This is a genomic window from Frankia alni ACN14a (genome assembly GCF_000058485.1).
GTDB lineage: Bacteria > Actinomycetota > Actinomycetes > Frankiales > Frankiaceae > Frankia > Frankia alni.
This window is the reverse complement of sequence record NC_008278.1, coordinates 5741180-5766088: the sequence shown is the minus strand read 5'-3', so window position 1 is coordinate 5766088 and position 24909 is coordinate 5741180. Positions and strand designations below refer to the sequence as shown.

Sequence of the window (24909 nt, the reverse complement as noted above, 5' to 3'; positions counted from 1 at the left end):
GCATCGTCTTTCCGACGGGAGAGCTCCCGCCCCTACCGGACGCGGGAGGCCGCGGTGCCGAGGTGGAGCTGCGTTCGCAGTGCCCGGGCCAGATCGGCGAGGACCTGCTCGGCCTCCTCCGCGGGCATGGCGGCGAGCGTCCGGCCTCCGGGGTTGACGTGTTGGAAGCGGGCCAGCTCCGGCGTCTCGGTGAAGGCGCTGGCACTCACGAGGACGGGCAGGACACGGCAGCCGCCCTCGGCAGCGGCGGAGAGCAGGCGGGGGAGCTCGACTTCCCGGATGAAACTCGACGCGAGGAAGTCCGCGCTGACGAGGAGAATCGCATGGCGGGCGCTGGCCAGCGCGGCGTCGATCTCGGAGCGCCAGTCGTCGCCCGGGTGAATGTCCTCGTCGGACCAGACGGTGAGGAGCTTGTCGCGTTCGAGCGGACTGAGGTGGACCCGCAGGCGCTTCAGCCAGTCGACGTCCTGATGGCTGTAGCAGACGAAGGCACGATGGCGCGCAGGCGGCGGGCGCTTCCCCGCGTCCCGGAGCAGTTGTTTGCGGTCGAGCTGGCGGATGTAGAACATGAACTGGGGATCGTCCGCGATCAGCCGCCGGCGCACGGCGTCATGGTAAAGGATCCTGGTGATGGTCTCGTTCTGTGACATCGCCGCGCCGACCCGTTTTGCGAAGACTTTGTCGACCTTCCTGGCCGCGCTGATCTGCGTGCCGGCGTGCTCGTCCAGGCCGAGTATTCCGTCCGGGCTTCTCGCCAGGCCGAGCAGCAGGTCGATGCATACCGTCTCGGCCAGCCCGTCGAGTGCGACGAACGACTCCACCGCATCCTGATACTTCAGTTCAAGCTCCTCTGCGACCTGGATGCGGGCCTCCCGGACGTCCGTGCGGATCGTGATGTGTTCCGGAACGGTCTCCTCAATCCGCGCCAGGCCAAGCAGATGCCAGCACAACGCCTGAGCGGTGATGAGGCTGCCCGCGGCCGCCCGCACGATCGCGGATCGGTCGTCAAAGCTGATGTTCAGCGCCCGCTCGCCCTTGTCGATCAGCTCGTTGATCTGGTCGTCGGTCGCCCGTCCTGGCCGGAAGGCGCGGATCCTGTTCGCGACGTCGAAGCTGACCTTTACCAGCGAACGGGCCGTGTCCGGGATGCCTACGACCACGAGCTTGCGGGTTCGGTCGCCGGAGTCTGCGAGGTGCTTGAGGTAGTCGACCACCCTGCCCTGTTCATTCGCCGACAGGCGATGGTAGTCGTCGATCGCCACGATGCCGGTGTGGCCGGCGCCGCCGATCATCGCGTCGATCTCGGCCCGATCCTTCTCAACTCGCGCGCTGAAGATGCGGGGTTCCTTCAGGCGCGCGGCGTCCTGCTCGATCGCATGCCGGAGAAACGTGGTCTTGCCGACTCCCGACGGCCCTTCCAGCACGATGCTCAGGCCGGGCTGGCGCAGGGCCATCCCGAACGCCACGAAACGTTTCGGCTGGACGAACGTGATCTCCGGAATTCCGGTTGGCTGGAAGACCTCACCGACCTCCCACACCCGCCCCCTGCGCACCGCGGACGGCAACGGCAGAGGTTCTGAGTCCGGCTCGGACGCCGGGAACTCGGGCTCCGCCGGCGTCGTGGTTCTGATCCCGACTGGAAAGGACGGTGCCGAGACGGGTTTGATCCTGCCAGCGATTGCTGACCCGACACCGTCGAGGAGAACCTGCCGGGCCGCCGCGGCCTCAAAGCCAAACAGATCAACAGAGACGATCTGGCCGAGTAGGCCCGGCCGTGGGCAGTCCTCGATGCGTACCGGAAGGAGCTTGCGGGTCAGCCCGGTCGGATCGGCCCGGATGGCTGCCTGCCACTCCGCTTGCCCGTAGACCGACCGGAGATAGGAGTTGGACAGCACGGCGATTGTCCGAACCGCATGCTCTATACCGTCGGCCATCGAGGCCGTCCAGTTCGAGCCGGGTACGAAGTCCCATGCCTGGATCAAGAGGCGGTGGCCGTGGTCTTCAAGCTGCCACGCTATCCACTCGGCCCATGCCCGGTCCGCCGCTGTATAGGAGACAAAGAAGTCCCAGCCATCCCCAGATCGCCCCCGGTCAACCACACCGCTATTATGCCTCGGCCGGTACCGCAGGTGTACCCCGGGTTACGGCTTGCGCGAAACCTCGGACAACTTCGTATCCGGCCTTGCTTGCTTACCGTCGAAGCCGTCCCCCTGCTCGCAGCGCTCGGCTATCCCACGCAGGAACGCCGTCTCAAGACCGCAACCGTCATCTGTCAGAGCTACGGTCGGACCAGCTGGTAAGGCACCGGACCGCCCTCCGCGACAGTCTCTGGCGTTTCAGGTCGCGGCCGGGGAAGAGGGGGCCGTCCGTACCGGCCGGGGCGCGGCCGCGGGCTCGCCGGTGCCGATACCCGTGCCGGTCGCGGTGGTGGACGGTGCGCGGGAGGTGCGCAGCAGGAGGGCTACGGCGAGCGCGGCGATCCCGGTGGCGACCGCGCCGCCGAGGAAGGCGATCTGCATGCCGTCGACGAAGGCCGTCCGGGCGTGGCCGAGGACCGGTTCGCCGAGGTGGGCGGCGACTCCCAGCGAGGAACGGGCCTTCTCGGCGAGGGCCGGCGGGAGCGCGCCGTGCTGGGCCAGGTGGCGGCGGTAGGTGGAGCTGAGCAGGCTGCCGAGCACGGCGATGCCGAGCGCCCCGCCAAGCTCGCGGGACAGGTCGTTGACGGCGGAGCCGACGCCCTGCAGCGCCGGGGGCAGGCTGTCGGTGACGGCGGTGGTCGCCGGCGTCATCGCCAGGCCCATCCCGACGCCGAGCGGGAACAGCCCGGCCAGCAGCAGCCAGTACGAGCTGCCCTGGTCGAGCCGGGACAGCACGACCATCCCGGCCGTGATCAGCAGCAGCCCGGCCACGCAGCAGGCGCGGGCGCCCACCGCGGCGACGACCTTCGGGGCGAGGCGGGCGGCGGGCATCATCCCGGCCGCCATCGGCAGCACGCTGAGCGCCGCCACGAGCGCGCTGTCGCCGCGGACGAGCTGCAGGTACTGCATCGTGATGAAGATCAGGCCGAAGAAGCCGAAGAACTGCAGCAGGATGGACAGCGTGCCCGCGGCGAACGCCGGCCGGGTGAACAGCCGCGGGTCCAGCAGCGGCGCACGGGTGTGCAGCTCCCAGGCGACGAAGCCGGCCAGCAGCACGACGCCGGCGCCCAGCCCGAGCAGGGTGGGGACGCCGAGCCAGCCGTTCTCCGGCGCCTCGATGATCGAGTAGACGAGCGCGCCGACGCCGGCGATCGAGATCACGGCGCCGACGACGTCGAGCGCCGGGCCGTCCGGGGCGGCCGAGTCGGGCACGAACAGCCAGGTCCCCACCGCGGCGAGGGCGGCGAGCACGACACCGAGCAGGAACACCGAACGCCACGACCACGCCTGCAGCAGCAGCCCGGAGGCGAGCAGGCCGACGACGGCGCTGGCCCCGGCGACGGCCGCCCACACGCCGACCGCGGCCGCCCGCCGTTCCCGCGGGAACGTCCCGGTGATCGTCGACAGGGTCGCCGGCATCACCAGCGCCGCACCGACGCCGAGGACGCAGCGCAGCCCGATCAGCGCCGTCGCGCTGCTCGTGAACGGCGCCGCCGCCGAACCCGCGCCGAAGATCAGCAGCCCGGTCAGCAGGGCGCGTCGCCGCCCGAACCGGTCACCCACCGCACCCGCCGGCAGCAGCAGCGCGGCGAAGACGAGGCTGTAGGCGTCGATGATCCACGACAGCCGGGTCTGTGAGGCGTGGGTGTCGGCGGCGATCGACGGCAGGGCGACGTTCAGCGACGACATCCCCGAGATCACCGTGGCCAGGGCCCCGCACGTGACCACCAGCACCCGGGTGTGGTGGAGAGCGGGCCCGGTCGTGGACGCCGGGTGCGTCTCCGCCGGCGTCGTCGGCGTCGGTGGCGTGGTCGGTGTGGCTGTTGTCGGCGTGGTTGTCGTCGGTGAAGGCGACGTGGTCATCTCGGTCCTCCAGCTTGGTGTGCTGGATCGACCATGGCGAGGCCGGCTAGGGTTGTTCAACCGTGATGAATTCTTCGCCGCGGCGCGGGCGGCGGCCCGGCAGCCCCGACGTGCGGGCCCAGATTCTCGCCGTCGCCCGGGATCGGTTCCGCCGCGAGGGCTACGAGGCGGTCACGATGCGCTCGCTCGCCGCCGACGCCGGCGTCGACGCGGCCCTGATCAGCTACTACTTCGGCTCCAAGCGTGGCCTGTTCGCCGCCGTCCTGCAGCTCACCCTGAACCCCGCGGATGTCCTGGCCGGCCTGCTCGAAGGCGAGCTGGAGTCCCTGCCCCAGCGGGCGATCCGCGCCCTGGTGGTCGGCTGGGACCGGCCCGAGACGGGCCTGCCGCTGCTCACCGCGGTCCGCGCGGCGGCGGCCGACCCCGAGCTCGCGACGCTGCTGCGCGGCGGCCTGCAGCGGGAGATGGTCGACCGGCTGGCCGACCGCCTCAGCGGCGCCGACGCCCGCCACCGCGCGGGCGCGTTCGTCGGCCAGCTCGGCGGCCTGGTGTTCACCCGCTACCTCCTGGCCGTCGAACCGCTCGCCTCCATGACCGTTGATGAAATAGTCCGCACCCTCGGCCCGGCTCTGCGCACCACCCTGTTCGGCACCGTCGCCGGCCATGCCCGCCGTCCGGACGCCGACGGTGGCCGCCCGGCTGTCCGTCGGTAGTCGGGCAGGCCGCGGGCACTTCCTTGCTCTTGTGGGGGGTTCGGCGTCCGATTCGTCCCCCAGAAGGGCAAGGGAAGCCGCGCGGGGTCCGTCGAGGGGCGCCTGCCTACCGGCTAGTGTCGGAGGGTGCGATTCGGTGGTGTTCGGGCGGAACCGGGGACCTTCGCCGTGCCGATCTGCGCGTTGTGGGGTTGAGGGTGCCGTTCACGTTGAGTCATCCGGCGGCGGTGCTGCCGCTGCGGCGCGTCGGGCTGCCGATGAGCGCGATGGTGGCCGGGTCGATGGTTCCCGACGTGCCGGTGTTCTTCGGGTGGCCGGAGTTCTACCGGCTCACGCACAGCCTGCTCGGTGTCGTGACCGTCGCTCCGGTGCTGTCGCTGGTCGCGTTGGGGGTGTGGTTCCATCTCACTCGCGACGCCCTGGTCGATCTCGCCCCGGGTCCGGTTCGGTTGCGGCTGGCTGCGCGAGCGCGGCTCACGGGACGCCAGTGGCTGCTGGCACCGGTGGCCGCGGCCGTGGGGGCGGCGACCCATGTCGTCTGGGACGACTTCACCCACGAAGGTCGGTGGGGCGTCCGGCAGGTGGCATGGTTGCGCGCCGAGCACGGCGCCCTGCCTGGTTACAAGTGGGCGCAGTACGGCATGAGTGCGGCCGGGCTGGTCGTCGTCGCGGCGGCGATCGCCGCCCACCTGCGGGCACTGCCACGGGGGCCGCGGCGGCCGCGTCGGCATCCGTCGGAGTCGGTGGTCCTGCCGGCGGTGGTGGTCGTCGCCGCGGGTGTAGGTAGTGTCGTCGGCCTGACGTACGTGCCGCACGGGCTGCACGCCGTCACCTTCCACGGGGTCGTCACCGGGGTGATGGCGCTGGTGGCCGGGCTGCTGGTCGTCGCCGTCGGCTGGCAGGCGGCAACGCGCGGGCCGACCGTCGAGTAGCCCGCGCCGGTGGTGGCGGTCCGGTCGCTCAGGCGGCGCCGGAGTGCATGCTGACGACGTTGCCCTTGACGTGGTTGACGACGAGGTCCTCCAGGCAGCCGCGCTGCCGGCGGCGGGTGCCCCCGACCGCCGTCACCCGACCACCGGCTGCGTCGCGGCGGTCAGTCCCACATGAGGCCGCCGTCGATGAGCAGGGAGTGGCCGGTGATGAAGCCGGCCTCGTCGGAGAGCAGGTAGGCGACGGACCCGGCGACCTCCTCCGGGGTGCCGATGCGTCCCATCGGGACGAGCGAGGCCCACTCCGCCTGCTGCTCGGGTCCGTAGCCGGCGAGCCCCTCGGTGAGGATCGTGCCGGGGCACACCGCGTTGACGCGGATGTTGCGCCGGGCGTACTGCAGCGCCGCGTTCTTCGTCAGGCCGACCACGCCGTGCTTGGCCGCGGTGTATCCGGCCATCGACGGCGCGTTCTTCACCCCCGCGTTGGACGCCATGTTGACGATCCGGCCGTGCCCGGCGTCGACCATGTGGCCGAGTTCGGCGCGCATGCAGAGGAACACGCCCCGCAGGTCCACTCCGAGGACCCGGTCCCAGTCCTCGACCGGCAGCAGGTGCAGGTCCGTCGGCGCGTGCGCGACGCCCGCGTTGTTCACCGCCATGTCGAGGCCGCCGAGCACCGACACGGCGGTGTCGAACAGCTCGGTGACGCTGGCGGGGTCGGCGACGTTCGACGCCACGAAGGTCGCCTTGCCGCCCTGGTCGGCGATGCGCCGGACGGTCTCCTGACCGCCCTTCTCGTCGATGTCGGAGACCACGACCTGAGCACCGTCGGCCGCCAGCCGCAGCGAGACGGCGCGACCCAGCCCCGAACCCGCCCCCGTGACGACGACTCCCGCTCCATCGAATGCCATGACGACTCCCTCGTGACCATCCCCGTGAACGCTGTTGTCCTGCACGTTCATCCTGCTCGGAAAGGGCGTACCTACCCGTTCGTGCCAGCGTCTGTCTGCTCACATCGCCCGTCCGGACGGGCACGTCACCGAGCGGTCGGGCGCATCACCGGTCGGGCAGCAGGCGGGGGATCGCCCGGACGTAGACGATCATGCCGACGACCTCGACGAGGGTCTGGGTGACGACGACGGCGGCGGCGATCGCGAACCGGTCGGGCAGCGACAGTGCCAGCGGCAGCACGACGAGCGAGTTGCGGGTCGCCCCGCTGAACACCACCGCCCGGGCGGCGGGGACGTCGAGGTGGAACAGCCGGGCGACCCCGAGCCCGGCGAACGCCATGACGACGAGAAAGGTGACGTACGCCGGCACCAAGGCGGCCACCTCGGCGAGGTCGTCGTCGATCTTCGGGGTCTGCGACGCGACGACCGAGCCCAGGACGACGACCATGAGCGGCACCATCGCCGTCCCGGCCGCCCCGGCGAACGCCGCGCCCGCGGGCCGGCGCGCGGCCCACGCCTGCACCGTCCAGGCCAGCGCGAGCGGGACGACGATCAGGCCGCCGAACGCCGCGAGGAACGGGTCGATCTCGACGACGTCGGCGAGCCCCGGGCCGAGGAAGGCCAGCAGGAACACCGGCAGCAGCAGCATCTGCGCGGCCAGCAGCACCGGCGTGGCGGCCAGCAGCGCGCCGGCGCGGGCCCCCGCGAGCCCGCTGAACACGATCACGTAGTCGACGCACGGGCACAGCAGGACGAGCAGCACCCCGAGCCGCACCGCCCGCTCGCCCGGCAGGACCGGCAGCATCGCGGCGACGACGCTCGGAACGACGACGAAGTTGACGACCAGCACCGCGGCGAGGAACCGTCCCGCCCGCAGCGACCGCGCCAGCTCCGCCGCCGGCACCTGCAGGAACGTCACGAACAGCAACGCCCCGAGCGCCGGGTTGATCGCGTGCGCCAGCCCCGGCCCGGCCCCGGGAACCGCCCGACCCGCGGCCGCGCCGACGGCGATCGCGCCCAGGTAGATCGGCACCTGCCACCGCTCCAGCGCCGCCGCGATCCGCTCCCGCACCCGTCCCCTCTCCGCCCGATGCACCGTCCCCACGCCGTTGTACCGGCGGCGGGTTTCAGGCGAGGTCGTCGACGGAGGCCGGCGAACGGGTGGCCGGGCCGAGTTCGGCGTCGTCGAGGGCGGTCAGGGACGGGGGCGGTTCGGCGGCGGGGAGGCTGACGACCATCGTCAGGCCGCCGCCGGGGGTGTCCTCGGGGGTCAGGGTGCCGTTCATCGCCTCGGTCAGCCCGCGGGACAGCGCGAGCCCGAGGCCGACACCGGTGGTGTTGTCCCGGTCGCCGAGCCGCTGGAACGGCCGGAAGACCTGGTCGCGGTGGTCGGCGGGAATGCCGGGTCCGTGGTCGACCACGCGCAGCTCCACCCGGTCGGCGAGGCTGCTGGCGGTGATGACCGGCGGACGCCCTGCCGGGGCGTGGCGCAGCGCGTTGCCGACGAGGTTCACCAGCACTCGTTCCAGCAGCGCCGGGTCGGCGTCGATCGTCGGCAGGTCGTCGGGGATGCGGATGGCGATGGCGCGCGCGGGCGGGCCGAGCTCGTCGAGCGCGTGCGGGACGACGTCGTCGAGACCGATCGGGCGGGGGAACACGCTCAGCGCCCCGGCCTGCAGCCGGGACATGTCCAGCAGGTTCTCCACCAGCCGGGTGAGCCGGTCGAGGGACTCCTCCGCGGTGGCGAGCAGCTCGTCGCGTTCGTCCCGGCTGAGCACGGCCTCGGTCGAGTGCAGGCCGGTGACGGCGGCCTTGGCGGCGGCGAGCGGGGTGCGCAGGTCGTGGCTGACGGCGGTGAGCAGCGCGGCGCGGACCCGGTCGGCCTGGGCGATGGGCACGGCCCGCGCGGCGGCCTCGGCCAGGCGGCGCTGGTCGAGGGCGACGGCGGCCTGGGCGGCGAAGGCGGCGAGGATGCGCCGGTCCGCGGCCGGCAGCGGCCGTCCGGTGAGCGTCAGGGCCAGGGTGTCGCCGACGGGGACGTCCACCGCGCCGTCCTCGGGCCGGGAACACGGGTCCGGGCCGACGCTGAGCACGGCCCGCCAGCCGTCGCCGTCGCGTTCGAGCAGGGTCGCCGAGGTCATGGCGAACGTCTCCCTGGCCCGGTCGAGCAGGGCGGGCAGCGCGTCCTCGCCGCGCAGCACGCTGCCGGCGAGCATCGACAGGGTCGTCGCCTCCGCGGCGGCGCGCGCGGCCTGGCCGTAGCGGCGGGCGGAGAGGTCGACGACGCGGCTGACCATCGTCGCGACCAGGACGAAGCCGGCCAGGGCGAGGGCGTTGTTGCCCTCCGCCACCGACCAGTGGTGCAGCGGCGGGGTGAAGTAGTAGTTCAGCAGCAGGGAGCTGGCCAGGGCGCACAGCAGCGCCGGCCAGAACCCGCCGATCAGCGCCACCGACACCACGACGATCAGGTAGCCGAGCATCTCGGTGGCCAGGTTGAGGGTCCCGCGGCCCTGGACCAGCGCCGCGGTCAGGGCGGGGACGAGCGCCAGGGTGAGCGCGGTCGCGACGAGCCGGCGGCGCGGAGTCAGCCCGCTGCGCACGCGCGGCAGCCGCCAGCCGGTGCCGGCCTCGGCGTGGGTGACCATGTGCACGTCGATCGGCCCGGACTGGTTCGTGGTGGTGACGCCGATGCCGGGGGTGAGGATCCGGGCGAGCCGGCCGCGGCGGCTGGCGCCGAGGACGAGCTGGGTGGCGTTCTCCGCGCGGGCGAAGTCGAGCAGGGCCGTCGGCACGTCGTCGCCGATCACCTGGTGGAAGCTGCCGCCGAGGCTGTCGACGAGCACCCGCTGCCCGGCCAGGGCCGCGGGGTCCGCGCCGGTGAGGCCGTCGGAGCGGGCGACGTGCACGGCGAGCAGCTCCGCGCCCTTGGTCCGGGAGGCGATCCGGGCCGCCCGGCGGATCAGGGTCTCGCCCTCCGGACCGCCGGTGAGCGCGACGACGACCCGCTCGCGGGTCTCCCACGTCCCGCCGATGTGGTGCTCGGCCCGGTACCGGTCGAGCTGGTCGTCGACCTTGCCGGCCAGCCACAGCAGGGCGAGTTCGCGCAGGGCGGTGAGGTTGCCGGGGCGGAAGTAGTTGGCCAGCGCCGCGTCGACCTTGTCCGCGGCGTAGATGTTGCCGTGGGCCATCCGCCGCCGCAGCGCCTCGGGGGCCATGTCGACGAGCTCGACCTGGCTCGCCGCGCGGACCACCGCGTCGGGCACGGTCTCCCGCTGCGCCACCCCGGTGATCGTCTCGACGACGTCGTTGAGCGACTCCAGGTGCTGGACGTTGACGGTGGAGATGACGTCGATGCCGGCGTCGAGCAGCTCCTGGACGTCCTGCCAGCGCTTGGCGTGGCGGCTGCCGGGGACGTTGGTGTGGGCGAGTTCGTCGACGACCGCCACCGCGGGGCGCCGTGCCAGCACCGCGTCGAGGTCCATCTCGGTGAAGGTGGCGCCGCGGTGCTCGGCGAACCGGCGGGGGATCACCTCCAACCCGTCGAGCATCGCGGCGGTGTGGTGGCGCGCGTGCGTCTCGACCAGGCCGACGACGACGTCGGTGCCCCGGTCCCGGCGACGGCGGGCCTCGTCGAGGGCGGCGTAGGTCTTGCCCACCCCGGGCGCCGCCCCCAGGTAGATGCGCAGTGTTCCGCGTGGCACGCCACCCATGGTGCGCCCGTCCGGCCTGGGCGGGAAGCATCGGAAGGTCCGGACAGGCCGCTTTTTCAAGATCGGTGTTAGCGGGCCGTGAGAAACCGGCCGGACGGCGTGAGAAACGTGTGAGCGATCACCCTTTTCGGTTTTCGTCGCGCTTTACTGGGCCCCTGCCGGGACGAAGGAGGGGCGCATGCAAGACGTGGTGTACGTCCTGCTGACGCTGGGATGTTTCGCACTGTTGGCGCTGGTGCTGCGAGGGGTCGAAAGGCTGTGAATGCGGAGAACATCGCCGGACTGGTGCTGGCGATCGCACTGGGGATATTCGTCGTCGCGGCGCTGCTGTTCCCGGAGCGGTTCTGATGTCGACGTCCGTGGCCGGCGTGCTGGCCGTGGCGCTGCTCGTCGCCGCGCTGTGGGTCACTTACCGTCCGTTCGGTGACTATATGTACCGGGTGTTCGCGGCGAAACGCCACCTGCGGGTCGAGCGGGCGATCTACCGGCTGACCGGGGTGAATCCCGACACCGGCCAGCGGTGGCCGGTGTACGCCCGCAGCGTGCTGGCGTTCTCGTTGGTCAGCGTGCTGCTGCTGTACCTGCTCCAGCGCGTCCAGGAGCATCTGCCACTGAATCTCGGATTCGGCGCGGTGGGGCCGGCGCTGGCCTGGAACACCGCGGTCAGCTTCATGACGAACACCAACTGGCAGGCGTACTCCGGCGAGTCGACCATGGGCCACACCGTGCAGATGACGGGCCTGGCCGTGCAGAACTTCGTCTCCGCGGCGGTCGGCATCGCGGTGGCGATCGCGGTGGTGCGCGGCTTCGCGCGGCGCCGCGCGCCGGTGGCTGTGGGCGGTCCGGGTGGTCCGAACGGGCCGGGTGGGCCGGGTGGGCCGAACGGGCCGGGCGCCGGCAGCCGGGACGACGTGATCGGCACCGGTGACGAGCTCGGCAACTTCTGGGTGGACCTCACCCGGACGGTGATCCGGATCCTGCTGCCGGTCTGCGTGATCGCGGCGATCGTGCTCGTCGCCGGCGGGGCGATCCAGAACCTGCACGGCAACCGGGTGGTGTCCACGCTGGCCGGTGGCCATCAGACGATCACCGGCGGGCCGGTCGCCAGCCAGGAGGCCATCAAGGAGTTCGGCACCAACGGCGGCGGCTTCTACAACGTCAACTCGGCGCACCCGTTCGAGAACCCGACGTCGTGGACGAATCTGGTCGAGATCTTCCTGCTGCTGGCGATCGCCTTCTCGCTGCCGCGCACCTTCGGCCGGATGGTCGGCGACCGCCGCCAGGGGCTGGCGATCGTCGCGGTCATGGCGGTGCTGGCCCTGGGCAGCTTCGCGGTGAACGCCGCCTTCCAGACCGCGCACCACGGGACGGTGCCGGTCGCGGTCGGCGCGGCGACGGAGGGCACCGACACCCGGTTCGGCGTGCCGAACTCGGCATTGTTCGCCAGCGCGACGACGCTGACCTCCACCGGCGCCGTCAATTCCTTCCACGACTCCTACACGAGTCTCGGCGGCGCGACGCTGCTGTTCAACATGATGCTCGGCGAGGTCGCGCCCGGCGGCACCGGATCCGGCCTTTACGGAATGCTCGTGCTGGCCGTCGTCACCGTCTTCGTCGCCGGGTTGATGATCGGGCGAACACCCGAGTATCTCGGGAAGAAGATCGGCTCCCGAGAGATCAAGTTCGCCTCCCTGTACTTCCTCGCCACGCCGGCGATCGCCCTGCTCGGCACCGGAGTCGCGATGGGGCTGCCCGGTGAGCGGGCCAGCATGCTCAACTCCGGGGCGCACGGACTGTCCGAGGTGCTCTACGCCTTCACCTCGGCCGCGAACAACAACGGCTCCGCGTTCGGTGGCATCAGCGTGAACACCACCTGGTACAACACCGCGCTGGGCCTGGCGATGCTGTTCGGCCGGCTGCTGCCGATGCTGCTGGTGCTCGGGATGGCCGGCTCCTTCGCCCGCCAGCATCCGGTACCGGCGACCGCCGGGACGCTGCCGACGCACCGGCCCCAGTTCGCCGGGATGCTCGGCGCCATCGCCCTGATCATCGTTGCGCTGACGTTCTTCCCGGCACTCGCCCTCGGCCCGCTCGCGGAAGGGATCCACTGATGACCACCACCGTCATCGCCCCGCCCGGCGCCGCGCCGCGGCCGGGCCGGGGCCGGGGCGGGCCGCGCCGGGTCGGCGGCGGCCTGCTCGACCCGCGCCAGCTCGGCCGCTCGCTGCCCGCGGCCCTGCGCAAGCTCGACCCCCGCACGCTGTGGCACAACCCGGTCATGCTGATCGTCGAGGTCGGTGCGGCGTTCACGACCGTGCTGGCGATCGCCGACCCGTCCGTGTTCGGCTGGCTGATCACCGTCTGGCTGTGGCTCACCGTCGTCTTCGCGAACCTCGCCGAGGCCGTCGCCGAGGGCCGCGGCAAGGCCCAGGCCGCGGCGCTGCGGCGCACCCGCACCGACACGATCGCCCGCCGTCTGACCGGCTGGTCGCCCGGCCAGGCCGCCCCCTCCGACGCCGAGATCGCCGCCGGGGCTCTCGCCGCGGGGGAGCGGATCTCGGTGCAGGAGGTGCCCGCGCCCGGGCTCGTACGCGGGGACATCGTCGTCGTGGCCGCCGGGGAGCTCATCCCCGGGGACGGGGACGTGGTCGAGGGCATCGCCAGCGTCGACGAGTCGGCGATCACGGGGGAGTCCGCGCCGGTGATCCGCGAGTCCGGCGGCGACCGGTCGTCGGTCACCGGCGGGACGAGGGTGCTCTCCGACCGGATCGTCGTGCGGATCACCCAGCAGCCCGGGGAGAGCTTCATCGACCGGATGATCGGCCTCGTCGAGGGCGCCGACCGGCGCCGCACCCCGAACGAGATCGCGCTGAACATCCTGCTCGCCGCGCTCACCGTCATCTTCCTGCTCGCCGTCGCCACCCTGCAGCCGCTGGCGATCTTCACCAAGGCGCAGCAGCCCGCCATCCCGGACTCGGCGGCGCTGACCGGTCACGGGATCACCGGCATCGTGCTGGCGTCCCTGCTGGTCTGCCTCATCCCGACCACGATCGGGGCGCTGCTGTCCGCGATCGGCATCGCCGGGATGGACCGGCTCGTCCAGCGCAACGTGCTCGCGATGAGCGGCCGGGCGGTCGAGGCCGCCGGCGACGTCAACACGCTGCTGCTCGACAAGACCGGCACGATCACCTTCGGCAACCGTCAGGCCCGGGAGTTCCTCCCGGTCGGCGGGATCGATGCGGCCGCCCTCGCCGACGCCGCGCAGCTGTCCTCGCTCGCCGACGAGACGCCGGAGGGCCGTTCGGTCGTCGTGTTCGCCAAGGAGCACCACGGCCTGCGCGAACGCTCACCCGGCGAGCTACGCACGGCGACGTTCGTCCCCTTCACCGCCCAGACCCGGATGTCCGGCGTCGACCTCGCCGACCCGGCCGACGGCGTCGAGAGCGCGGGCGTGGGCGGGGCCGGCGGGCAGAGGCGTCGGCGGATCCGCAAGGGCGCGGCCAGCGCGGTGATCCTCTGGGTGCGCCAGGCCGGCGGGACGATCCCCGCCGAGCTGGGCGAGATCGTCGACGGGGTCTCCGCCGCCGGCGGGACGCCGCTGGTCGTAGGGGAGATCACCGGCGCCGGCCCGGCGGCGCACGCCCGGGTCCTCGGCGTCATCCAGCTCGCCGACGTCGTCAAGAGTGGCATGCGGGAACGGTTCGACGAGATGCGCCGGATGGGCATCCGCACCGTAATGATCACCGGCGACAACCCGCTGACGGCGAAGGCGATCGCCGAGGAGGCCGGGGTCGACGACTTCCTCGCCGAGGCCACCCCGGAGGACAAGCTCGCCCTCATCCGCGCCGAGCAGGCCGGCGGCAAGCTCGTCGCGATGACCGGCGACGGCACGAACGACGCCCCGGCGCTCGCCCAGGCCGACGTCGGCGTCGCCATGAACACCGGCACCTCCGCCGCGAAGGAGGCCGGCAACATGGTCGACCTCGACAGCGACCCGACTAAGCTGATCGAGATCGTCGAGATCGGCAAGCAGTTGCTGATCACCCGCGGGGCGCTGACCACGTTCTCCATCGCCAACGACGTCGCCAAGTACTTCGCGATCATCCCGGCGATGTTCGCCGGCGTCTACGGCGGGCTGGACCGGCTCAACATCATGCGGCTGGCCACCCCCGAGTCGGCGATCCTGTCCGCCGTCATCTTCAACGCGCTCGTCATCGTCGCCCTGATCCCGCTGGCGCTGCGCGGAGTGCGCTACACGCCGAGCAGCGCCTCCGCCCTGCTGTCGCGCAACCTGTCCCGTTACGGCCTCGGCGGGATCATCGCGCCGTTCGTCGGCATCAAGATCATCGATCTGCTCGTCCAGTTCATCCCGGGGGTGGGTTGACCCATGTTCGCGCGACTGCCCGGCTGGGCCCGCCAGCACCTGGCCGCCCTGCGGATCCTGCTCGTGTTCACCGTCGTCGTCGGCCTCGCCTACCCGCTGGCGATCCTCGCCGTCGCCCAGCTCCCCGGCCTGCACCACCGCGCCGACGGCTCGTTCGTCCACGGCGCCGACGGCCGCCGGCTCGGCTCGTCGCTGATCGGCCAGTCGTTCACCGACGCCAACGGCAACCCGCTGCCGCGCTACTTCCAGAGCCGGCCGTCGGCCGCCGGGGACGGCTACGACCCGACGTCCACGTCCGCGTCGAACCTCGGCCCGGAGGACGTCGTCGACACCTTCGACGACCCGGCCACGCGTGACACCGACGAGTCCCGGCAGAGCCTGCTCACCCAGGTCTGCGCCCGCAGCATGGCCGTAGGGACGCTCGACGGCGTCGACGGCCGCCGGCCGTACTGCACCGCCTCCGGGGTCGGCGCCGTGCTCGCCGTCTACCACGCCGGGCCCGGCTACGACGGCCGGGTGACGCGGGTCGTCAGCGTCGACGAGCTGTGCCCGGCCCGGCCGTTCCTCGCCACCTACGCCGGCGTGCCGGTGCGCTGCCGGACGCTGACCGACGACATCGCCGCCGGCCGGCGCGTCCTGATCCGCGGCGACGCTCCCGCGCACCCCGCCGTCCCCGCGGACGCGGTCACCGCCAGCGCCAGCGGCCTCGACCCGCAGATCAGCACCGCCTACGCTGACCTTCAGGTCAGCCGGGTCGCCCGGGTCCGCGGCCTGCCCGTGGGCCAGGTCGCCGCGCTCGTGCGGGATCACACGACCGGCCGCAGCCTCGGCTTCCTCGGCGAACCGGCGGTCAACGTGCTCGGCCTCAACCGGGCGCTGGACGCGCTCACCCCGGCGCGGCGGTGAGCCCGGCGGCCGGGTCGGGCGGCGAGGGGAGCGGGGAGCCGGTGGGACGCATCCTGATCGTCGAGGACGAGCCGCAGCTGCTGCGCGCGATGCGGATCAACCTGCACAGCCGCGGCCACGAGGTCCGCACCGCCGTCGACGGTGCCCACGCGCTGCGCGAGGCCGCCAGCCACCCGCCCGACCTGGTCGTGCTCGACCTCGGCCTGCCCGACCTCGACGGCATCGACGTCATCCGCGGCCTGCGCGGCTGGACCCGCGTTCCGATCATCGTCCTGTCCGGCCGCACCTCCGGCCACGACAAGATCGCTGCCCTGGACGCGGGCGCCGACGACTACGTGACCAAGCCGTTCTCCGTCGAGGAACTCCTTGCCCGCATCCGCGCCGTCACCCGCCGCGCCGGCGGTGCCGAGACCGGTCCGGTCATCACCCTCGGCCGCCACCGCATCGACTTCGCCACCAAGACGGTCACCACCCTCCCCGACCCGGCGACACCCTCGGCCAGCGAGTCCGTGCAGGGGGCCGAGCCGGGGCCGACTCCCGAGTCGGTGCGGTTGACGCCGACCGAGTGGCGGCTGCTGGCGACCCTGGTCCGCGAGCCCGGCAAGCTGATCAGCTCGCGGTCCCTGCTCGACCAGGTCTGGGGCCCCGGCCACGCCGACGACACCTCGTCCCTGCGTCTCTACGTCAACCGCCTGCGCCGCAAACTCGAACCCGACCCGTCCCGCCCCCGCCACCTCACCACCGAACCCGGCATGGGCTACCGCTACCAGCCGTGACGCAATCGGCGTGGCTGGAGCCGGGTGCGTCGGCGGCGCCTGTGCTGATCCCCGAGGATCATCGCTCGAAGATGCCGTTTTTGCAGGTCAGCGGGCCGGCCGCCTTTTCTTGGTAAAAGGGTTGGCCCGAAAGAAACGGTGACCGCCCCGTTGGCTATGTTGTTGCCTCGTCAGCGCGGCAACGTAGGCGGACGAAGCGGTGGGTACACGGCATGGCGATGAGGCTGGGCAGTTCCTACACCCTGGAATCCCTGGTCGGACGGGGTGGGATGGGGGAGGTGTGGCGTGGGCACGACCAGTCCGGACGAGTCCTCGCCTTCAAGCTCCTGCTGCCGGAACTCACCACCGACGAAAGAATAGTCGCCCGGTTCATGCGGGAGCGTTCGGTCCTCACCCGCATTCAGTCGCCGTTCGTGGTGAAGGTCTGGGACCTGGTCGCCGAGCACGGCCGGCTGGCCATTGTGATGGACTTCATCGAGGGTTCCGACCTGCGTCAGTACCTGCGTTCCCGGGGAACGCTGCCCCCGGCGGAGGCGGTGGCCCTGACCGGCGACGTTCTGACCGGTCTCGGCGTCGCCCACGACCTCGGCATCGTCCACCGCGACCTCAAACCCGCGAACGTCCTGCTCGGCGGCGACTCTCCGGCGCTGCACCCCAGGGTGACCGATTTCGGCATCGCCGCCGTGATGGACGCCTCCACCGAGCTGACCACCAGCCAGGGCATCCTCGGCACGCCGACGTACATGGCCCCGGAGATGGTCTCCGGGGGTGAGGTCGGTCCGCCCGCGGACGTCTACGCCGCCGGCATCGTGCTCTACGAACTGCTCAGCGGGGTCACCCCGTTCGCCGGACTGATGCCGCTGGCCGTCATGCGCGCCCACGTCGATCTGCTGCCCGGTCGTCCCCCCGGCCTCGACGACGCGCTGTGGGCCGTCATCTCGGCCATGCTCGCGAAGAATCCGGCGGACCGGCCCGGGATGGCGGACCTGCGCGCGCTGCAGCCCGGACTCGAGGGCCGCCCCGCCCAGCCGCCGCTCGGCTCGCCGCCGCCCGCCGCGACCGGACCGCAGCCGGCCCCGGCCGGCCCCGCCCGTCCGCAGGCCGCGGCTCCGTTACCTCCGCCGGACCCCGTGACAGCGGACCCGGTGGTGTCGGACCCGGTGGCGTCAAACCCGGTGGCGTCGGACCCGGTGGCGTCAAACGCGCACGGCGGTTACTGGCGGCGGGTGCCCGTCTTCGTCGCCGTCGTGGCGGTGGTCCTCACCCTCGGGGCGACGGCGTTGGAGCGCACGTTGCGCGACGGGCCGGACCCAGCCCCTCGTCAGAACCTGGCGGCCAGCGACCCCGGACCCGTCCGACCGTCGACCGCGGCCGCGTCCTCGGCCACCACCGGCACATCCCCGGTCACCGGTGCCGCGGCGTCGGCCACCGCGGGCGCGACGTCGGCCACTGCTGAGGCATCCTCGGCCACCGCCGAGCCCGGTTCCGCGGGGCCGGCCGCGCCTGCCGCCGGAACCGGGTCGCGCCCGGCGCCGGGTTCGGCGGCCGGGCCCGGCACCGGGAACGTCTCGGCGGGCAATGCGGTTCCCGTCGCCGAACCGGTAGCACCCAGGTCGCAGCCGCCAGCCGGGACCGCAGGCGATCCCGCGACCGCACCGGCCCCGGCGGCTCCCGCGGCCCAGTCGGCGACGAAGTCCTGGGCCGACACCGCGACCGGCGCCTGCCTCGACAGCGACGGTGCCAGGATCTACACGCTCGACTGCAACGGTGGCGACTGGCAGCGGTGGACCCGGGACGGTCTCCGGTTCCGCAACCTCCACACCGGCACCTGTATGGCCAGCGCCGCCGGTGGGCACACCGCGGACGGCACCCAGATCCCGGACTCCCTGTACGCGACCACCTGCGACGGGTCCGCCGGCCAGCAGTGGGCGGTCGCGTCGAGCACCCGATTCGGGCAGGCCTTCCGCAACGTGGCGACGGGAAACTGCCTGGACAGCAATCACGAAAGCCCGAACGGAACCGGATACCAGGCCTACACGCTGCCCTGCAGCGGCAACAACTACCAGAACTGGACGTAGACGCCATGTCCTTGGATCCGCGTCGCGGAGCCGGTACGGCGTCGGTGACGCCCACCCCCGGGTCGACTACGGGCCGCCGCCGACGCGAGACGCGACGGCGATCGCAACCAGGGCCGAACGTGCCCTCACCACCCGACCAAACCTAGCCTGACCAAGGCTAAACTAATACCTAAACTGACCAAACCTAGACTTCGAAATTCGGATTCCCCGGAAGGTTTTCGTGTGCGGCTTCGAGCACGCGACGCCAGGTGACGTCCTTCGCGGCCCCGAGGATGATCCTGTCGTGGATCAACTGCCAGTAATGCTCGGGGGTGAGGTCCTCCTGCCAGGGCGGTCGGCGCTCTCGGGGCAGCCCGGCCCTGGCCAGAACCCCGTCCGCGAGCGTCGGATTGTGAAACGCCTGCGCGACTGCTTTGATCTGCTGGTCTGTCGTCAACCGAGCCGAGCCGCGCCCCGCAGGAAGAGTTCCTCCGGCGGTCGCCGGAGCCCCGCTCCGATATTTCTCGGCCCAGGCTCGCATCAGGGGATTGTTCGCACGCTCGGCGTAGGCCTTCGCGGCGAGAGGCGCCAGCCAGCCGGCGGCCTGCGCCTGTTCGACCACCGTGAACACGGCGGCTTCCATCCCGACGGCATCGCCGACGTAGTTGTCGAGCACACGGTCGAGTCGGTGCCGAAGGAACCGGGCAAAATCCGATCGTCTGGGGAACACGGTGCACAGAATCTTGCTGAGCTCGCCCTGCTCCGGTCCGGTGAGCTGTTCGACCCGTGCCCAGTCGATCTCCAGAGGACCTCTGGATTCCGTCATGATGCGAGAACGCTCCTTCCGGCGAGGCGGCGGCTTGCCGGGGGTGGTCCTCCTGCCTGGTTGAGCCGACAGGCGGAGGCAGGCCACGGAAGAGAAGATCAGGGCGACCGCGGCTTCGGGGAGGAGGATGCTCGGCTCTTCTGGCCCGGCGCCGAGCAGAAGAGCCACGGGCACCCCGACGACCGCACCCAGCAACGCGGCAAGGACCACGACGAGACCGTCCGGCCGGCGGGGGAGCTGCAACCTCACGATGGCGAACGCCGCCATCGCCGTCCCGACGACGGCCCCGACCCCTACTGGGCTGAGGACCGCGCCCGGCCCAGGCCACCATGCCGGCGAGGCGACGGCGAAGATCGATGCCACGGTTCCGCCCGAGGCGAGCGCAACAGACCATGCCGTACGCCGACGTCCGTTCACGTACCGCCGTTCCGGGGAGTCGGAGCCACGCACATTCCTACGTTTTCCCGCAGTCCGGCAGCTCGAGCTTCGAACGATGGTAGACCTCGGCCGCTTCCGGATGCAACGGCACCAGGCAGAACAGAGAGGACGCCTGGCTCGTCAGATAGCTCTCCAGACCCGCCAGCTTGTTGTGCCTCGGCTGGTGCCCCCAGAGAGCGTCCGTGAGCGGCGCCCGGCGCTCCTCCGACAGCAGAATCCGGGCCAACGCCGCCACCAAGCCGGGGTCGGCGGATTGCAGGACCACCAGGCCGTTGGGTACACCGACGGTCGTGACGTCATGGGGGAGGCCGTAGTCCTCCTTGAAGATCGTGCCGGGCAGGATCACGTCCTGGTCGATGAATTTCCTGCCGGCCCGCTCCCGGTAGACCTCCCGCCAGTTGTCGTTCATGTCGTACCGCACGCCCGGTGAGATGGAGAGCAGGTGAGCATGGTGCTCCCGGATCTCCGTCTGAACCTGGAGCGTCGGCGTCGCGTTCACCCAGATGACCGCATCAACGGCGTCGGGCCCATCGCTGTTGAGGTGCGTGAAACCATCTCGCAGTTTCTCCTGCCTGACCTTCGTCAGGTCGAGTTCGGTGGAGCAGATCTCGCGGTAGAAGACCTGGGTCAGCTGCAGCGAGCCGGACAGCGGCAGGCCGGCGCTGAGGGGGCGGTCGCAGAGCTGGTGCACGTCGGTGATGTTCGGCTGGTCAGGCCGGTTGGGCCGGTCCCGGACGACGATCTGCATGAGGTCGTCGAACGCCGGCCCGATGGTCCGCAGGCCCGCTATCGGATTCTGAGGTTTCGGGGCGCGTGCTCCCCCGGTCGGGCCAGGTGCGAACTGGTTGACTCCGTAGGTCGCGTCCACCGCCACGTTGAGCTTGGCTATAGCGATTCCGCAGCGGGCGTTCTCCTGGAGATGATAGAGGTTGTCCGCACCGCCGTCAGTCGCCTGCGGGGCTGCTGTCACTCCCGGCAGTTCCAGGCTGATCTGCTCTGCCAGGGCCGTCGCGAAAGGCCAGTACGGCGACTGCTGGTTGCCGGTGAAAATATCCACCCTGGCGCAGTCGGAACGCTTGTGTGCTGAGGGCTCCGGATGATTCCCCTGCTTCCCCAGAATCAGCCCGCCCAGCACGAGAGCAAGCACCGCGAGAACGACGATGACTACCAGCCAGCGCCGGGCGTGATCCCCCGGCTGGTCCCTGACCGCCATGCCCCTGCCCCCCCGGCCCGGCGTGCGCCTCGTGGCCCCCGCCCAGAGTGTGCCGAACTGTCATCACTCTACCGGCGGGGCGATTGTGGCCCTCTCCGCCATGCTGGTTCGACGGCTCATGCTTGCTTGTGCGCAGCTTCGACGAACCCGCCGGTGCCACCGCGGAATTGCCTCCCCTGGTCGCAGATTCGTGCCGGCCGAGTAGGTCCGGCCGAGAAGGTCCGGCCGGACCGGTGTTGCGCGGCACAGGGCCGTTTCTCGTGCACGTCGGGAGCGGTACCGCCGGCGGAACCCCGGCTCCGGTTCCGTGGACCGGAACGCCGGGCCGGGACGGCCTTACGCGGTACTGCGAGCGGGCGCGGTCCGAGCGGGATCGTCCTGGGCGTCCTCGCCCGTCTCCTGCGGCCCGGCCCCTGCGGCCCGGCCCGGTACGCCTCGGCGATCAGATCGCCGTGTGCGCTGGTTTAGGGTAGCCTAACCAAACATTCGAGGGCTTCGCCTGGTCGACCCTGGTGTTGGCACGACACAGGTACCGGCGTCGGCACTGTGGACCCGGCGGCGGCAGCCCGACAACGGGGGAGGACGGGTGGCTTTCGTACCCTGGCTGCGCCACGGCCCGACGGCCCGATCCTGGCCGGCCGCCGAGGTGTCGTCGGCGGCCGAGGTGTCGTCAGCTGCGGACGCGTCGCCGGTCGACGGCTCGTCGGCTCCCGGCGATGCCGGCCGCCCGCCGGCCCGGCTGCTCGGCGAGGAGCTGACCCTCGCCTACGACCGTCGCGTCGTCGCGCAGGGCCTCGAGGTGCGGATCCCCGACGGCGCGTTCACCGTGATCGTGGGCCCGAACGCCTGCGGCAAGTCCACCCTTCTGCGCGCCCTGGCCCGGGTCATGCGCCCGGCCGCCGGCGTGGTGCGCCTCGACGGCGCGCAGATCGCGTCATTGCCGTCCAAGGAGATCGCCCGGCGCCTCGGCCTGCTGCCGCAGACCGCGATCGCGCCGGACGGCGTCACCGTCGTCGACCTCGTCAGCCGCGGCCGGTATCCGCACCAGACGATCTGGCGCCAGTGGTCCACCCGCGACGAGCAGGTCGTGCGCGAGGCCATGGCGGTCACCGGCGTCACCGATCTCGCGAGCCGGTTCGTCGACGAGCTGTCCGGCGGGCAACGCCAGCGGGTGTGGCTCGCGATGACGCTGGCACAGGAGACGCCGATCCTCCTGCTCGACGAGCCGACCACCTACCTCGACATCACCCACCAGTTCGACGTGCTCGACCTGTGCGCGGACCTGCACGAGAACCACGGCCGCACGCTGGTCGCCGTCCTGCACGACCTCAACCAGGCCTGCCGTTACGCCACGCACCTCGTCGTGATGGCCGCCGGCCGCATCGTCGCCGAAGGGCCGCCCGCCGAGATCGTCACCGCGGCGCTGATCGAGACGACCTTCGGCCTCGGCTGCCGGGTGATCCCCGATCCCGAGACGGGCACCCCGATGATGATCCCTGCCGCCCGGCGCCGGGCGCCCGCACCGACGATCGGGGTCGCTGCGGCTCAGGCGGTGGGCGGCGACGACAAGGTCGGCGACGGCCGCAACAGCGACGGCGGAGATGGCGGCCGCGGGGATGGCGACAATGGGGATGGCGGCCGCGGAGATGCCGTGGCCACCACCGGGGTCGGCCGGCGCGGCTGACCGGGCGCAGGCCTGCTGTCCCCGCGCGCGGGTTGCCTCGACGCGCTGGCTGTTCCGGCGCGGGGTGGGCCGAGCGCGCCCCTGAGAGGTGATCCGCGCAGCGCCCCCGGCCGGGCGTCCGTGGGCAAACGAGCCTCCAAATCGGTTGAATCATATGATTCAGCAGTGTTGCGGGTCACGGCCGGCGGGCCGCCGGAGACGGCGGCCCGGCACCGGGGTGAAGACCGCGCCTCGGTGATCGGCCGCTCGATGCGGGTGCGCGGACCGGTCGCGGCGCTCACCCCGGCGTGGGCTGGACCCATCGCCGAATGCCAGGCAGAGCCATCCTGAGAGCCAGTCGGGGTCCTCATCCCTGGGGCCTGCCGTGTGGGCTATCCCTGAGAGCCAGGAGGAGCAGATGACAGCAGCACCGGAAGCCACCACCGGCTTATCCGCCACCTCCGCCGGATCGTCGGCCGCCGAACCCGCCGTGTCGCCGGCCCCCGTGTCCGCGGCGCCCGTGTCCGCGGCCCCCGTATCCGCGGCCCCCGTATCCGCGGCCCCTGTATCAGCGGCCCCTGTATCAGCGACGGAGCCGGAGGGGACGGGGACGGTCGGGGGGCGCTTCGCCGGCACCGTCGTCCTGGTCACCGGCGCCGGCCGCGGGCTGGGGCGGACGATCGCCGAGGCGTTCGCCGTCGAGGGCGCCACGGTCGTCGTCGCCGCCCGGACCGCGCGGTACGGCGAGCGCACCGTGCGCGAGTTCCGCGAGCGGGGGCTGTCGGCCTCCCTGGTGATCGGCGACCTGGCCGAACGGGCCGACGTCGCGACGATGTTCGACGAGGCGGTCGCCCGGCACGGGGCGCTGGACGTGGTCGTCCACAGCGCCGCCGACAACGCCCAGGGCCTGCTCGCCGAGATCGACGACGACACGCTCGACTACCTGCTGCGCAGCAATGTCCACGCACTGCACTGGATCACCAGGGCGGCGGTGCCGCATCTGACCAGATCGAAGCTTCCCGGGAGGATGATCTTCATCTCCTCGGGTGCGGCGAACCGGGTCTTCTCGCCCGGCCTGAACGCCTACGGCTCCACGAAGGCGTATCTGGAGTCGTTCGCCCGTGGCCTGGCCGGCGAGCTCGGCCCGCTCGGCGTGCGGGTCAACGTCGTCGGTCCCGGCCTGACCGTGACGGAACGGATGCTCGGTCACCTCACCCATGCCCAGGCCGACGCGCTGGCCAGCACCTACCCGCTCGGTCGGGCCGGCCTGCCCGAGGAGATCGCCGCGGCGGTGTTGTTCCTCGCCTCCCGGGAGGCCTCCTACATCACCGGTGCCTCTCTGCTCGTCGACGGCGGGGCGAGCATGGTCCCCTTTCCGGCCCGCGGTGCCATGAACGACTCCGCCAGTCACTGATCCGGCCAGGGCGCGCACCCACCTGTGATCAAGGGCCGGCGTGCGGGAGCACCAGGTCGGCCGGCGCCCGTCCCCGCCAGCCCGCCAGCCCGCCGGCAGACGGATCCGGCCGGCGGGCGACTCCAGGGTCGGCCCCGGCCGCGTGGTGCGGCCGGGGAACGTCCGGGTGGTTGGTCAGGGTTCTGTCACCCGCAGGTCAGGTATCAAGCCGATGTTCCCGGCCGACGACGAAAGCCCGGCCGGTCACACATTCCTTGCCCTTTGGTCAGGCAGGGGGAGGCGAACCTCGGTCAGGAAGAACTCGTCGATTCTGCGGACCACCTCGGCGAACTGATCGAGATTGGCGGGTTTGGTGACGAAGGCGTTGGCCTGCAGGTCGTAGCAGGCGGCGACGTCCGCCTCCGCGGCCGACGCGGTGAGCACGACGACGGGGATCGATCGTAGATCGACATCGGCCTTGAGCTCGGCAAGTACCTCCCTGCCATCCCGACGCGGGAGGTTCAGATCAAGCAGGATCAGATCGGGTCGCCGCACCCTTCGGCCCGCTCCGAGGGCGCGTAGATACGTCATCGCGGCGACACCGTCGGCGGCCACCCGCAACTGCGCCGGCACTCCCTGGTCCAGTAACGCCACCTGGATCATCAGGGCATCACCGGGATCATCCTCCACCAGGAGAACTTCGGTCGGAGCCGAATCCGGCACGGAACCTCCTCACGCCCGAATCTGCCGTCATCCGCTCTGGTAATACCATTTCGCCGGAAGCAGCCGCCGGCACCGGGAGCCCGCTTCGCCCGCCGGCGCCCGTCGGGGCCGGGGCCGCCGTCGGCCGTCGCACGGCGACCCGCGACCACACCGGCCGGCGAGGTCGCCGCGTGGCGGGCGGTCCCGCCGCGTGGGGGAGCGCCGATCGGCGGTGATCGGCTGCGCGG

At 71.9% G+C, this 24909-nt stretch carries 18 protein-coding genes; 10 read left to right on the top strand and 8 right to left on the bottom strand.

What is annotated here, in order from left to right; all coding sequences use genetic code 11:
• Positions 1-32 precede the first annotated feature (32 nt).
• Entirely contained in the window at positions 33-2099 is a 2067-nt protein-coding gene (locus FRAAL_RS23160) for a TIR domain-containing protein (RefSeq protein ID WP_011606552.1), read from the bottom strand.
• A 237-nt stretch (positions 2100-2336) separates the two neighbouring features.
• Complete coding sequence (locus FRAAL_RS23155; RefSeq protein ID WP_083866894.1) at positions 2337-4001, bottom strand: MFS transporter; 1665 nt, start codon at positions 3999-4001, stop codon at positions 2337-2339.
• A 65-nt stretch (positions 4002-4066) separates the two neighbouring features.
• Between FRAAL_RS23155 and FRAAL_RS23150 the strand changes: the two genes are divergently transcribed.
• Together FRAAL_RS23150 and FRAAL_RS23145 are read left to right on the top strand one after the other, a co-directional pair.
• Complete coding sequence (locus tag FRAAL_RS23150) at positions 4067-4714, top strand: TetR/AcrR family transcriptional regulator (RefSeq protein ID WP_041939675.1); 648 nt, start codon at positions 4067-4069, stop codon at positions 4712-4714.
• Positions 4715-4911: 197 nt separating this feature from the next.
• Complete coding sequence (locus FRAAL_RS23145; protein WP_011606398.1) at positions 4912-5646, top strand: DUF4184 family protein; 735 nt, start codon at positions 4912-4914, stop codon at positions 5644-5646.
• A 161-nt stretch (positions 5647-5807) separates the two neighbouring features.
• Here the strand turns inward: FRAAL_RS23145 and FRAAL_RS23140 are convergent, their stop codons facing one another.
• The 3 genes from FRAAL_RS23140 to FRAAL_RS23130 form a co-directional block, all read right to left on the bottom strand.
• Positions 5808-6554, bottom strand: coding sequence for an SDR family NAD(P)-dependent oxidoreductase (locus FRAAL_RS23140; protein ID WP_011606396.1), 747 nt, complete (start codon positions 6552-6554; stop codon positions 5808-5810).
• A 145-nt stretch (positions 6555-6699) separates the two neighbouring features.
• A complete protein-coding gene (locus FRAAL_RS23135) occupies positions 6700-7665 on the bottom strand; it encodes a bile acid:sodium symporter (protein WP_157892194.1) in 966 nt (321 codons plus the stop codon).
• Between the two features lie 55 nt (positions 7666-7720).
• Entirely contained in the window at positions 7721-10303 is a 2583-nt protein-coding gene (locus FRAAL_RS23130; protein ID WP_041939674.1) for an ATP-binding protein, read from the bottom strand.
• A 258-nt stretch (positions 10304-10561) separates the two neighbouring features.
• Between FRAAL_RS23130 and kdpF the strand changes: the two genes are divergently transcribed.
• From kdpF to FRAAL_RS23100, 6 genes are all read left to right on the top strand, one after another.
• On the top strand, positions 10562-10651 hold the full coding sequence (gene kdpF, locus FRAAL_RS23125; protein WP_041939673.1) for a K(+)-transporting ATPase subunit F: 90 nt from the start codon (positions 10562-10564) through the stop codon (positions 10649-10651).
• On the top strand, positions 10651-12414 hold the full coding sequence (gene kdpA, locus FRAAL_RS23120; RefSeq protein WP_011606393.1) for a potassium-transporting ATPase subunit KdpA: 1764 nt from the start codon (positions 10651-10653) through the stop codon (positions 12412-12414). Before kdpF ends, kdpA begins: the two co-directional genes overlap by 1 nt.
• Entirely contained in the window at positions 12414-14687 is a 2274-nt protein-coding gene (kdpB, locus tag FRAAL_RS23115) for a potassium-transporting ATPase subunit KdpB (protein ID WP_011606392.1), read from the top strand. Before kdpA ends, kdpB begins: the two co-directional genes overlap by 1 nt.
• Positions 14688-14690: 3 nt before the next feature.
• Positions 14691-15593: a potassium-transporting ATPase subunit C gene (locus tag FRAAL_RS23110; RefSeq protein WP_011606391.1), complete on the top strand. Its 903-nt coding sequence runs from the start codon at positions 14691-14693 to the stop codon at positions 15591-15593.
• Between the two features lie 41 nt (positions 15594-15634).
• Positions 15635-16369 carry a response regulator gene (locus FRAAL_RS23105; RefSeq protein WP_041940903.1) on the top strand — a complete coding sequence of 245 codons (735 nt, stop codon included), beginning with the start codon at positions 15635-15637 and terminating at the stop codon, positions 16367-16369.
• A 218-nt stretch (positions 16370-16587) separates the two neighbouring features.
• Positions 16588-18447: a serine/threonine-protein kinase gene (locus FRAAL_RS23100; protein WP_231861216.1), complete on the top strand. Its 1860-nt coding sequence runs from the start codon at positions 16588-16590 to the stop codon at positions 18445-18447.
• A 184-nt stretch (positions 18448-18631) separates the two neighbouring features.
• Here FRAAL_RS23100 and FRAAL_RS23095 read toward each other — a convergent pair whose 3' ends face one another.
• Both FRAAL_RS23095 and FRAAL_RS23090 read right to left on the bottom strand, forming a co-directional pair.
• On the bottom strand, positions 18632-19519 hold the full coding sequence (locus FRAAL_RS23095; RefSeq protein ID WP_041939672.1) for an effector-associated domain EAD1-containing protein: 888 nt from the start codon (positions 19517-19519) through the stop codon (positions 18632-18634).
• Between the two features lie 187 nt (positions 19520-19706).
• Complete coding sequence (locus FRAAL_RS23090) at positions 19707-20903, bottom strand: TAXI family TRAP transporter solute-binding subunit (protein WP_011606387.1); 1197 nt, start codon at positions 20901-20903, stop codon at positions 19707-19709.
• Between the two features lie 586 nt (positions 20904-21489).
• Here FRAAL_RS23090 and FRAAL_RS23085 point away from each other — a divergent pair.
• On the top strand, positions 21490-22587 hold the full coding sequence (locus tag FRAAL_RS23085) for an ABC transporter ATP-binding protein (protein WP_011606385.1): 1098 nt from the start codon (positions 21490-21492) through the stop codon (positions 22585-22587).
• A gap of 397 nt (positions 22588-22984) precedes the next feature.
• Complete coding sequence (locus FRAAL_RS23080) at positions 22985-23980, top strand: SDR family NAD(P)-dependent oxidoreductase (RefSeq protein WP_173402700.1); 996 nt, start codon at positions 22985-22987, stop codon at positions 23978-23980.
• Positions 23981-24223: 243 nt separating this feature from the next.
• Here the strand turns inward: FRAAL_RS23080 and FRAAL_RS23075 are convergent, their stop codons facing one another.
• The gene (locus tag FRAAL_RS23075; protein WP_041939671.1) at positions 24224-24682 is read right to left on the bottom strand and encodes a response regulator; all 459 of its coding nucleotides are present in this window, start codon (positions 24680-24682) and stop codon (positions 24224-24226) included.
• Between the last annotated feature and the right edge of the window lie 227 nt (positions 24683-24909).